10 protein-coding genes are annotated in these 12,488 nt (G+C 52.4%); 4 read left to right on the forward strand and 6 right to left on the reverse strand.

What is annotated here, in order from left to right:
- Positions 1–44: 44 nt before the first annotated feature.
- From cmk to GUC22_RS17510, 5 genes are all read right to left on the reverse strand, one after another.
- Positions 45–728 carry a (d)CMP kinase gene (gene cmk, locus GUC22_RS17490; protein WP_024360075.1) on the reverse strand — a complete coding sequence of 228 codons (684 nt, stop codon included), beginning with the start codon at positions 726–728 and terminating at the stop codon, positions 45–47.
- A 171-nt stretch (positions 729–899) separates the two neighbouring features.
- A complete protein-coding gene (locus GUC22_RS17495) occupies positions 900–1,667 on the reverse strand; it encodes a M48 family metallopeptidase (protein WP_160183668.1) in 768 nt (255 codons plus the stop codon).
- Positions 1,668–1,814: 147 nt separating this feature from the next.
- Positions 1,815–3,098: a 3-phosphoshikimate 1-carboxyvinyltransferase gene (gene aroA / locus GUC22_RS17500; RefSeq protein WP_024360077.1), complete on the reverse strand. Its 1,284-nt coding sequence runs from the start codon at positions 3,096–3,098 to the stop codon at positions 1,815–1,817.
- Between the two features lie 72 nt (positions 3,099–3,170).
- Complete coding sequence (serC, locus tag GUC22_RS17505; RefSeq protein WP_024360078.1) at positions 3,171–4,259, reverse strand: 3-phosphoserine/phosphohydroxythreonine transaminase; 1,089 nt, start codon at positions 4,257–4,259, stop codon at positions 3,171–3,173.
- 186 nt (positions 4,260–4,445) lie between these two features.
- Positions 4,446–5,138 (reverse strand): DUF421 domain-containing protein, encoded by a 693-nt coding sequence (locus GUC22_RS17510; protein WP_064371665.1) that lies wholly within the window; start codon positions 5,136–5,138, stop codon positions 4,446–4,448.
- A gap of 114 nt (positions 5,139–5,252) precedes the next feature.
- Here GUC22_RS17510 and ycaO point away from each other — a divergent pair, with 114 nt between their 5' ends.
- The 4 genes from ycaO to pflA all read left to right on the forward strand — a co-directional run bounded on the left by ycaO (position 5,253) and on the right by pflA (position 11,531).
- Positions 5,253–7,013, forward strand: a complete 1,761-nt coding sequence (gene ycaO, locus GUC22_RS17515) for a 30S ribosomal protein S12 methylthiotransferase accessory factor YcaO (protein ID WP_004871670.1) — start codon at positions 5,253–5,255, stop codon at positions 7,011–7,013.
- Between the two features lie 382 nt (positions 7,014–7,395).
- On the forward strand, positions 7,396–8,253 hold the full coding sequence (gene focA, locus GUC22_RS17520) for a formate transporter FocA (RefSeq protein ID WP_004849465.1): 858 nt from the start codon (positions 7,396–7,398) through the stop codon (positions 8,251–8,253).
- Positions 8,254–8,304: 51 nt separating this feature from the next.
- Positions 8,305–10,587 carry a formate C-acetyltransferase gene (gene pflB / locus GUC22_RS17525; protein WP_024360081.1) on the forward strand — a complete coding sequence of 761 codons (2,283 nt, stop codon included), beginning with the start codon at positions 8,305–8,307 and terminating at the stop codon, positions 10,585–10,587.
- A gap of 203 nt (positions 10,588–10,790) precedes the next feature.
- Complete coding sequence (gene pflA, locus GUC22_RS17530) at positions 10,791–11,531, forward strand: pyruvate formate lyase 1-activating protein (RefSeq protein WP_004871674.1); 741 nt, start codon at positions 10,791–10,793, stop codon at positions 11,529–11,531.
- Positions 11,532–11,584: 53 nt separating this feature from the next.
- Here the strand turns inward: pflA and GUC22_RS17535 are convergent, their stop codons facing one another.
- Positions 11,585–12,442, reverse strand: a complete 858-nt coding sequence (locus GUC22_RS17535) for a MurR/RpiR family transcriptional regulator (RefSeq protein ID WP_049087521.1) — start codon at positions 12,440–12,442, stop codon at positions 11,585–11,587.
- Between the last annotated feature and the right edge of the window lie 46 nt (positions 12,443–12,488).

Consider the following 12,488-nt stretch of genomic DNA (forward strand, 5'->3'; position numbering starts at 1 on the left):
TACTGCTAAAATTCGGAGGCTCTTGTGCTTTTTCGATAAGACAATTAAGCGGAAGCCAGTTTTTCGCGCGCATATTGTAGCGCTTTTTCAATCACTTGCTCAATGTTTAGTTCTGTTGAATCAAGAACTAAAGCATCGGCAGCCGGGATCAGCGGCGCGACTGTACGATTGCGATCGCGATCGTCGCGCTCTTTTATCTCGGATAAAAGGCGATCAAAGTTAACACTAAAGCCCTTTTCCTGCAACTGGAGCATGCGGCGATGAGCACGTTCTTCCGCGGAAGCGTCAAGGAAAATTTTCACCGGCGCATCAGGGAATACGACGGTGCCCATATCGCGTCCGTCGGCGATCAGGCCCGGCAATTCGCGAAAGGCTCGCTGGCGGCGGAGCAATGCTTCACGCACGCGAGGAAAAGCAGCCACTTTAGATGCCGTGTTGGCAACATCCTGAGTGCGAATTTCAGCGCTAACATCCTCCCCCTCCAGAACCACTTCCAGGCTACCGTCAGTAGAGACAAAACGCACATCCAGGTGCGCAGCCAGCGGCACCAGCGCCTCTTCGGATTCCACATCCACATGATGATGTAGGGCCGCGAGAGCAAGCACGCGATAAATCGCCCCAGAATCGAGCAGATGCCAGCCCAGCGTTTCTGCCATTGCCTTGCATAAGGTGCCTTTGCCCGCACCGCCAGGCCCATCAATGGTGATTACCGGAACTGTTGCCGTCATCTTTTTCTCCTTCAGCAGGGCGCATCAATATATAAACGCCGCGCATTATACGCATCTCTACGACAGAAAGTGAGCATTGCTTGTAAATTACGGATAACAGGAAATCTCCTACGGAAGAATTGTGCAATTATAGCGGGCTGTCAGAGCAACAGCCCGGAAGATGATGTCGTTTTACTGTTTATCTGCGGCGATACGGTCGCGAATATGCTGCGCGCGTTCTGATGAAGGTGGGTGTGAATCGAACAGAGATTTGCTACGCCCGGCGTCAAGACTGGCCAGTTTTTCGAAGCTTCCCACCAAGCCTTGGGTGCTGATTTTGCGCTTCTTCAGCAAATCGTAAGAGAAATCATCGGCGTCCGACTCCTGCGAACGAGAGAAGGCTGAGTTGATCATCCCCTCGCCAATGTCGCCCAACTGGGATTTTGACAGACTTGCAGCCGCTCCGCCGGTTGCCGAAATGGCATCACGCGCGGCGACGGTTGCATACGCGGTTTGCATCGCTTTACGCGAGTGGCCCAGCGCGACGTGACCCAGTTCATGGCCCAGTACAGCTTCAACTTCATTATCGGTCATCATGTCCATCAGGCCGCTATAGACGCGCACGCAGCCGTTGGCCATTGCCCAGGCATTGACATCTGACGTCATATAAACCTTATAGTTTACCGGGGTACCGTTGATGTTATTTCCAAGCGCTTTGGCAATTTTATTCAGACGTTTGGTGTACTTACTTGAAGCGCCGGCCTGTTTATTTTCGCTATCCATTTGCTTACAAGCATCGTCGGAAAGCGCTTTGACTTCAGCGTCAGAAAGCGTTGCCGCTTTGTAAGCCGTCATCCCTGAACTTACGAGGGCGTTGGTGTCCATCCCCTGCATATTTTTACAACCTGCCAACAACGTGGCGGAAACCGCTAAAGCCAGCATTACTTTTGTATTTCTCATATCAATCATCCATTGATTTTCATATTAAATGCTTATAAATCATTAATTTACAAGCATCCAAGGCTAGCATTTAGTTTCCCGCCCGACAAGCAGACATAAAAAAACGCCGACACGATGGTCGGCGTTTTTACCTTAAACTCACGTCATTCAGGCCGGCGTACTGATTCGCGCCAGCTGCTCGAAGTAGTCCGGGAACGTTTTCGCCGTACATTTCGGGTCAAGGATGGTGACCGGCGTATCGGAAAGTGCCACCAGCGAGAAGCACATTGCCATACGGTGGTCGTTCCAGGTGCCGATCTCAGCAAACTGAAGCTTCGCAGGTGGAGTAATGCGGATGTAATCCTCCCCCTCTTCAACCTCTGCTCCCACTTTACGCAGCTCCGTGGCCATAGCAAACAGACGGTCGGTCTCTTTGACCCGCCAGTTATAGATGTTGCGCAGAGTCGTGGTGCCTTTCGCAAACAGGGCTGCCGTGGCGATCGTCATCGCCGCATCCGGAATATGATTCATATCCATATCGATGGCGTTCAGTTCACCATGGGTGCAGGCAATAAAGTCATCGCCCCAGGTAACGGTTGCGCCCATTTTTTCCAGCACATCGGCAAAACGGATATCACCCTGTACGCTGTTGCGGCCAATACCGGTGACCTTCACCGTACCGCCTTTGATCGCGCCAGCGGCGAGGAAGTAGGATGCCGAGGAGGCATCGCCTTCCACCAGATAGTCGCCCGGCGCGAGGTAGTGTTGATTGCCGCGCACGATAAAGCGCTGATAAGACTGGTTTTCAACCTCAACTCCAAAGGTTTTCATCAGGTGCAGCGTGATATCGATATAAGGTTTGGAAACCAGATCGCCTTTAATCACGATCGCGGTATCCTGCGGCGCCAGCGGAGCCGCCATCAGCAGCGCGGTCAGAAACTGGCTGGAAACGCTGCCGTCCACTTCAACCTGGCCGCCGCTGAAACCGCCGCGCAGGCGCAGCGGCGGGTAGTTTTCCTGCTCCAGGTAATCAATCTGCGCTCCGCCCTGACGCAGCGCGTCAACCAGGTGGCCAATCGGCCGCTCTTTCATTCGCGGTTCGCCGGTCAGCACAATATCGTTACGGCCTAAACATAACGCAGCCGCCAGCGGACGCATCGCCGTTCCAGCATTACCGAGGAACAGTTCTAGTGCTTCAGCCGCCTGCAGAGGGCCGCCGTTGCCGGTGACTTCACAGCGAGTACGATCGGAAGACAGGGTATAATGAACTCCCAGCGCGCTCAGGGCATTCAGCATGTGGCGTACATCGTCGCTATCCAGCAGGTTGGTCAGCACCGTAGTGCCCCGGGCCAAAGCCGCCAGCAGCAAGGCACGGTTAGAAACACTCTTGGACCCGGGCAGGTTAATCGTGCCATCTACGCGTGCGATGGGTTGTAACGTCAGGGATTCCATTAAACTCAACTCTCAAACAAACAGAATAAAAACCCCGCAGAGCGGCTGCGGGGATGAAAAACACGACAGCGATTAACCGTGACGGCGTTCGAAGTCCTGCATAAAGTCGGTCAGCGCCTTCACGCCCGCCAGCGGCATGGCGTTATAGATGGAAGCACGCATGCCGCCCACGACGCGGTGGCCCTTCAGCGCATGCAGACCGGCGGCAAAGGACTCTTCGAGGAACAGTTTATCAAGCGCGCTGTCCGCCAGCTGGAACGGCACGTTCATGCGCGAGCGGTTCGCCGCAGCGACATCGTTGCGATAGAAAGCGCTGTTATCGATGGTGCTATAGAGCAGGTCGGCTTTCTGCTGGTTGATTTTATCCATAGCGGCAACCCCGCCCTGCTCTTTCAGCCATTTAAACACCAGACCTGACAGGTACCAGGCAAATGTCGGCGGCGTGTTAAACATGGAGTCATTGGCGGACAGAATGGAGTAATCCAGAATCGATGGGCAGGCTACGCTGGCTTTACCCAGCAGATCTTCGCGCACAATAATCAGCGTCAGACCAGCAGGGCCGATGTTTTTCTGCGCGCCGGCGTAGATCACGCCATAGCGGCTAACGTCAATTTCACGGGATAAAATCGTCGATGACAAATCCGCCGTGACGACCACATCGTCGCCAAAGTTTGGCGCTTCTTCAATGGCAATACCGTCAATGGTTTCGTTCGGACAGTAGTGCAGATAGGCAGCGCCCGGAGTCAGCTGCCATTCGCTCATCGGCTTAACCGCGCGCAGGCCGTCAACGGTAATTTTGGCGTCGATCACGTTCGGCGTGCAGTATTTATGCGCTTCTTTTACCGCGCTGGCCGCCCAGTAGCCGGCATCGACGTAGTCGGCAACGGTTTTATCGCCAAGCAGGTTCAGCGGGATACCGGCAAACTGTCCGCGACCGCCGCCGTGGCAGAATAAAACTTTATAATTGGAAGGAATATTGAGCAGGGAGCGAAAATCCTGTTCCGCCTCTTCAGCCACCTTAATGAACTCTTTGCCACGGTGGCTGATTTCCATCACCGACGTTCCCAAACCGTTCCAGTCGCACAGTTCCTTTTGCGCCAGTTTGAGTACTTCCGCCGGCAGCATTGCCGGGCCTGAACTGAAGTTATAGACCTGAGCCATTTCCCCTCACCACTTGCTATGTTATTTACCCGCGAACCGTCGCGGGCATAAGTTATTCCTGTGGCTATCGGTTTTATCATTCAGTGACACGCACCGCAATGGCTAAAACTGAGCGTCGGGGAAATGCGGCCTCGCTCACACAAAAGAATCTGCCAGCTTGACGTCATAAAACCGACATAATTGCTGTCAAGTGACTCTTTTTGCCCGGCTGACCTTCGACCATTCTGCATTTGCGCAGCGAGGGCATAATTGTTTATCCCCGGCGCGTAGCGTAAGGATTGCGCTACAGCGAACGCAGGCATAATGGTCGTCCCGGGGAATAGTGGTAAAACGATCGGTAAAGCGGGAAGGAAGAATGGAGAGTCCGGCTTTAACATCTTCATCCTCGTAGAAATAGAGGCTGATCTGGCCGTTGGTTTCCAGAATAGCCAGCCGCACCTGTCCCAGTTGTTCAACCCCGCTGATTCTCAGCTCCATAAAAAATTCAAATTCGGTCATGTTTTCCGCCTGCAGTTTCTCCCATGCCAGCTCGCCGTTTTCCACAACAATAATCGGCTTGCCTTCCAGCAGATCCTCAAGTTTTTCGCTATGCCCCATCAGCCACATAATCAATCGATACAGCAGCGCCAGCGTAATAAAAACCGCCAGTACCGGCAGCATAGGGACGTCATCGTAAAATGCGACGTCGCCCGCGGCCGAACCGAGAGTCAAAATGATGAGCACTTCGAACAGAGACATCTGACGAACGCCCCGCCGCCCGGTTATCTTGAGAAAAATAAATACCAGTACGAAGGTGTAGAGGCTCCGTAATGCCACCTCGGCCAGAAATTCCATGGGCACTTTATCCAGTGCCATACGATGCCAGTCAAATGTCTTCATGTTTTACGCCTGAACAGTTATTGAGTGACATAAGCATAGCCAGACGATGGAGATAGCACCCGTCATCTAAAACCCGTATCATTGCGCGCTTTACGTACGATAAAAGTGACCGCCATGACTCAAACATTTATACCCGGCAAAGATGCCGCCCTGGAAGATTCCATCGCTCGCTTCCAGCAGAAGTTGCTCGACCTCGGATTTGATATTGAAGAGGCCTCATGGCTCAACCCGGTACCGCACGTCTGGTCAGTGCATATCCGCGATAAAGAGTGCGCCCTGTGCTTCACCAACGGCAAAGGCGCCACCAAGAAAGCCGCGTTGGCCTCCGCGCTCGGAGAGTACTTTGAGCGCCTCTCGACTAACTATTTCTTTGCCGATTTCTGGCTGGGCGAGACCATCGCGAATGGCCCTTTCGTCCATTACCCTAATGAAAAATGGTTCCCGTTAACCGACGATGACGACGTGCCGGAAGGCCTGCTGGATGCCCGCCTGCGCGCGTTCTACGATCCTGACGAGCAGTTAACCGCCAGCATGCTGGTGGATCTGCAGTCTGGTAATGACGAGCGCGGCGTCTGTGGCCTGCCGTTCACCCGTCAGTCTGATGGTGAAACGATCTATATTCCGATGAATATCGTCGGCAACCTGTACGTTTCTAACGGGATGTCCGCGGGCAACACCCGCAACGAAGCCCGCGTTCAGGGGCTTTCGGAAGTGTTTGAACGCCATATTAAGAACCGCATTATCGCCGAGAGCATCAGCCTGCCGGAGATCCCTGCGGAGGTGATGGCGCGGTATCCGGGCGTAGTAGAATCGATCAATAAGCTGGAGGCCGAAGGATTCCCGATTTTCGCATATGATGGTTCGCTCGGCGGCAAATATCCGGTTATCTGCGTCGTACTGTTTAACCCGGCTAACGGCACCTGTTTCGCCTCTTTCGGCGCACATCCCGATTTCGGCGTGGCGCTGGAACGTACCGTTACCGAACTGCTACAGGGCCGCAGCCTGAAAGATCTCGACGTTTTCACGCCGCCAACCTTCGATGATGAAGAAGTCGCCGAACATGCGAACCTTGAAACGCACTTTATCGACTCCAGCGGCCTGATCTCCTGGGATATGTTTAAGCAGGATGCCGACTATCCGTTCGTGGACTGGAGCTTCTCCGGGACCACGGATGAAGAGTTCGCCACTCTGATGGCTATCTTTAAACAAGAAGATAAAGAAGTTTACATCGCCGATTACGAACACCTGAGCGTCTACGCCTGCCGAATCATTGTCCCGGGCATGTCTGATATCTATCCGGCGGAAGACCTTTGGCTGGCGAATAACAGCATGGGCGCGCCTCTGCGGGAAACGATTCTTTCCCTGCCGGAAAGCGAGTGGGAAAAAGAAGATTATCTGGCGCTTATCGAACAAATGGACGATGAAGGCCTCGATGATTTCACCCGCGTGCGCGAACTGCTGGGTCTGGCGACCGGCAAAGACAACGGCTGGTATACCCTGCGCATTGGCGAGCTGAAAGCAATGCTGGCGCTGGCGGGCGGCGATCTCGAGCAGGCGTTGATCTGGACCGAGTGGACGATGGAGTTCAACGCCTCCATCTTTAGCGCCGAGCGCGCCAATTACTACCGCTGCCTGCAAACCCTGCTGCTACTGAGCCAGGAAGAAGAGCGTCAGCCGCTGCAGTATCTGAACGCTTTTGTGCGCATGTACGGCGCCGATGCCGTAGAAGCTGCCAGCGCCGCGCTCAGCGGAGAAGCACCGTTTTATGGGCTGCAGGCCGTTGACAGCGATTTGATGGCTTTCCCGGCTCATCAGTCGTTATTGAAGGCCTATGAAAAGCTACAGCGCGCGAAAGCCGCATTTTGGGCTAAATAAAGCGTTTCTTCCGTTAAAATGACGATAACAGGGGGTCGACTGCGACCCCTTTTTCCTGTTTTGCACTATTTCCGCCGATGTTGTAGCTATAAAGTTAATTAGTGGTGAGAAATAATAAAATACTGCCGCAAATATTGTTAATTTTAATAAAAATACCCCATTTTAATTAACCGAAAAACGGGGGCAAAATGAAAATAATCAACATTATTTGTAAATTTTAAAATTTATTTTTTTATTAAAAAACAAAAAGTTAACTAAAAAAATAAGCAAACCCACACACTAAAAAGGCCTATAGTTCCGGTAGGATATGATCTACATCAAATTCCCTTCTATAATGCTTTGTTAGTATCTCACCGCCAACTTACATAAAGAGAGAGTTAGTGTGAAAGCTGACAACCCTTTTGATCTTTTACTCCCTGCTGCCATGGCGAAAGTCGCCGAAGAAGCGGGCGTCTATAAAGCGACAAAACATCCGATAAAGACGTTTTATCTGGCTATCACCGCAGGTGTCTTCATCTCTATCGCTTTTGTTTTCTATATTACCGCGACAACCGGCACGGCCGGGATGCCATTCGGGGTTGCCAAACTGATTGGGGGCATCTGCTTCTCACTGGGTTTGATTCTCTGCGTTATTTGCGGTGCCGACTTGTTTACCTCAACCGTTCTTATCGTTGTCGCGAAAGCCAGCGGAAGAATCACATGGGGTCAACTGGCGAAAAACTGGCTCAACGTCTATGTTGGTAACCTGATTGGTTGCTTACTGTTTGTATTGCTGATGTGGCTTTCAGGCGAATATATGACTGCCAACGGTCAATGGGGACTTAACGTTCTGCAAACCGCCGACCACAAAATGCACCATACTTTTGTTGAAGCCGTGTGCCTGGGTATCCTGGCAAACCTGATGGTCTGCCTTGCGGTATGGATGAGTTACTCCGGCCGTAGCCTGATGGATAAAGCCATGATTATGGTTTTACCGGTGGCAATGTTTGTTGCCAGCGGGTTTGAGCATAGTATCGCGAACATGTTTATGATCCCGCTGGGTATCGTTATCCGCGACTTTGCAAGCCCGGAATTCTGGACCGCAGTTGGTTCAACTCCGGAGAGTTTCTCTCACCTGACCGTCATGAACTTCATCACTGATAACCTGATTCCGGTAACTATCGGGAACATCATCGGCGGTGGTCTGCTGGTTGGGTTGACATACTGGGTCATTTACCTGCGTGGCGACGACCATCACTAAGGGTTGTTTCAGGCAGTAAATAAAAAATCCACTTAAGAAGGTAGGTGTTACATGTCCGAGCTTAATGAAAAGTTAGCCACAGCCTGGGAAGGTTTTGCGAAAGGTGACTGGCAGAACGAAGTCAACGTACGCGACTTCATCCAGAAAAACTATACCCCGTACGAAGGTGACGAGTCCTTCCTGGCTGGCGCAACTGACGCGACCACCAAGCTGTGGGACACCGTAATGGAAGGCGTTAAACAGGAAAACCGCACTCACGCGCCTGTTGATTTTGATACTTCCCTTGCGTCCACCATCACTTCTCATGACGCTGGCTACATCGAGAAAGGTCTCGAGAAAATCGTTGGCCTGCAGACTGAAGCGCCGCTGAAACGTGCGATTATCCCGTTCGGTGGTATCAAAATGGTAGAAGGTTCCTGCAAAGCGTACGATCGCGAGCTGGACCCGATGCTGAAGAAAATCTTCACCGAATACCGCAAAACTCATAACCAGGGCGTGTTTGACGTATACACCAAAGACATCCTGAACTGCCGTAAATCTGGCGTTCTGACTGGTCTGCCGGATGCCTATGGCCGTGGTCGTATCATCGGTGACTACCGTCGCGTTGCGCTGTACGGTATCGACTTCCTGATGAAAGACAAATACGCTCAGTTCGTTTCTCTGCAAGAGAAACTGGAAAACGGCGAAGATCTGGAAGCAACCATCCGTCTGCGTGAAGAAATCTCTGAACAGCACCGCGCGCTGGGTCAGATCAAAGAAATGGCGGCTAAATACGGCTGCGATATCTCTGGTCCTGCAACCACCGCTCAGGAAGCTATCCAGTGGACCTACTTCGGTTACCTGGCTGCCGTTAAATCTCAGAACGGCGCAGCAATGTCCTTCGGTCGTACCTCCAGCTTCCTGGACATCTTCATCGAACGTGACCTGAAAGCCGGTAAAATCACCGAGCAAGACGCACAGGAAATGATTGACCACCTGGTCATGAAACTGCGTATGGTTCGTTTCCTGCGTACTCCTGAATATGATGAACTGTTCTCTGGCGACCCGATTTGGGCAACCGAATCTATCGGCGGTATGGGCGTTGACGGCCGTACTCTGGTCACCAAAAACAGCTTCCGTTTCCTGAACACCCTATACACCATGGGGCCGTCTCCGGAGCCGAACATCACCATTCTGTGGTCTGAAAAACTGCCGCTGAGCTTCAAAAAATACGCTGCGAAAGTGTCCATCGATACCTCTTCTCTGCAGTACGAGAACGATGATCTGATGCGTCCTGACTTCAACAACGATGACTATGCTATCGCTTGCTGCGTAAGCCCGATGGTTGTTGGTAAGCAAATGCAGTTCTTCGGTGCTCGCGCTAACCTGGCGAAAACCATGCTGTACGCAATCAACGGCGGCGTTGATGAAAAACTGAAAATGCAGGTTGGTCCTAAATCTGAACCGATCAAAGGCGACGTCCTGAACTTCGACGAAGTGATGGAGCGCATGGATCACTTCATGGACTGGCTGGCTAAACAGTACGTCACTGCGCTGAACATCATCCACTACATGCACGACAAGTACAGCTACGAAGCTTCACTGATGGCGCTGCACGACCGTGATGTTATCCGCACCATGGCATGCGGTATCGCAGGTCTGTCCGTTGCGGCTGACTCCCTGTCCGCAATCAAATATGCAAAAGTTAAACCGATTCGTGACGAAAACGGTCTGGCTGTCGACTTCGAAATCGAAGGTGAATACCCGCAGTTTGGTAACAACGACTCTCGCGTCGATGATATGGCCGTTGACCTGGTTGAACGTTTCATGAAGAAAATTCAGAAACTGCACACCTACCGCAACGCTATCCCGACTCAGTCCGTGCTGACCATCACCTCTAACGTTGTGTATGGTAAGAAAACCGGTAACACCCCTGACGGTCGTCGCGCTGGCGCTCCGTTCGGACCAGGTGCTAACCCGATGCACGGCCGTGACCAGAAAGGTGCTGTTGCCTCTCTGACCTCCGTTGCGAAACTGCCGTTTGCTTACGCGAAAGATGGTATTTCTTACACCTTCTCTATCGTGCCAAACGCGCTGGGTAAAGACGACGAAGTGCGTAAAACTAACCTTGCCGGCCTGATGGATGGTTACTTCCACCACGAAGCGTCCATCGAAGGCGGTCAGCATCTGAACGTCAACGTCATGAACCGCGAGATGCTGCTCGACGCGATGGAAAACCCGGAAAAATATCCGCAGCTGACCATCCGCGTATCCGGCTACGCAGTACGTTTTAACTCCCTGACTAAAGAACAGCAGCAGGACGTGATTACTCGTACCTTCACTCAGACCATGTAATGGTATTGACTGAAATCGTACAGTAATAAGCGTACAATAAAGGCTCCACTCAAGTGGGGCCTTTTTAGCAATATCATCCTGCCCCAGTCTCTTTTGTCTGCTGTCTATACTTTATGGATAACAGCCAAAACAGACTCGACATAGCCTTTGAGCTGTGCATCTACATAGGCCCCGGATGGGCCAAATTCGGAGATATCACCGCAATGTCAACAATTGGTCGCATTCACTCCTTTGAATCCTGTGGCACCGTCGATGGCCCGGGGATCCGCTTTATCACCTTCTTCCAGGGCTGCCTGATGCGCTGCCTCTATTGCCACAACCGCGACACCTGGGATACCCACGGCGGCAAAGAGATTACCGTTGAAGAGCTGATGAAAGAGGTGGTGACCTATCGCCACTTTATGAACGCTTCCGGCGGCGGCGTGACGGCATCCGGCGGCGAGGCTATCCTGCAGGCCGAATTTGTTCGCGACTGGTTCCGCGCCTGCAAGAAAGAAGGTATTCATACCTGTCTCGATACCAACGGCTTTGTGCGCCGCTACGACCCGGTTATTGATGAACTGCTGGAAGTCACCGATCTGGTGATGCTCGATCTCAAGCAAATGAATGATGAAATTCACCAGAATCTGGTTGGCGTCTCTAACCATCGGACGCTGGAGTTTGCCCGTTACCTGTCAAACAAAAACATCAACGTCTGGATCCGCTACGTTGTGGTCCCGGGCTGGTCCGACGACGACGATTCCGCGCATCGCCTGGGCGAGTTTACCCGTGACATGGGCAACGTCGAGAAGATTGAACTGCTGCCGTACCACGAGCTGGGCAAACACAAATGGGTAGCCATGGGCGAAGAGTACAAGCTGGATGGCGTCCATCCGCCGAAGAAAGAGACCATGGAACGCGTGAAGGGTATTCTCGAGCAGTACGGTCATAAGGTGATGTACTAAGGTTATCTCCCGGTAGACCTTGCGCTACCGGGTTTCTCCTCCAGCGATAAGCATCAGGACATAAAATATTCCGACAGCTTATTCGCCACGCTCTCAATTGAGAAAATCCGCTTCTGATGCGCTTTACGATATTCCGCATAGCGTTCATCCTGCTCTTCAAGCGCGCTCAGTATCCGGTCAGCCACCATCATTGCCCCGGCAATTTCCGCAAACCCCGATTCGCCTTCCCCTTGTAGGGCCACCGCCGCCTGAAGATTCCAGTCAGACAAACGGGCCAGCGGCGCAAACGTCCCGCGGGTCAGCGACAATATTTTAACGCCCTGCTGCTTTGCCAGCGACAGGGCCTGCATCATATCCGCCGACGCCTGTTCGCTATGCACCACAATAATGCCGGTTTTCTGGTTATCAGAAAGCAACGGCATCGCCGCCGGGTAGGAGCGATCGACAAAGCTTGCCGCCTTACCCATATTGATGAGGTTCATCTGCAGGAATAACGCCACCGGCACCGCCGTGCCCACGGCATAGATAGCGATGCTGTTCAGGGCGTTAAGCCAGTCAGCCGCGGCTTTCAGCTCCTGGCTATCGACAATGGCATTACTGTCGCGAATGCTCGCCAGCACCGGCGCAATCTCTTCGCTCTCGTTGCTACCGCTATCTTCCAAACGCGCGGCGCCCTGCTCCATCGCCAGCGCGGTTCTGAAATCCGAGAAACCTTTAAAACCAAAGGCCCGACAAAAACGGGTGATGCTGCCCTCACTGGTATCAATGGAGTCGGCCAGTTCTGAAATCGTGTGACGCATCACAAAGTCAGGATTCTCCGTAATAAAACGGCCCACTTTCTCCAGTATTGGGCTTAGCCCTGAAGCTCCATTTCTTATGCTAATCAACAAGTTGTTGTCTATATAGCTCATTTTTCGCCCTATTTGCTCAAAATGCAAACACAGTCACATCTTTCGG

It is taken from the genome of Klebsiella sp. MPUS7, from assembly GCF_009905335.1.
GTDB classification, from domain to species: Bacteria; Pseudomonadota; Gammaproteobacteria; order Enterobacterales; family Enterobacteriaceae; genus Klebsiella; species Klebsiella grimontii.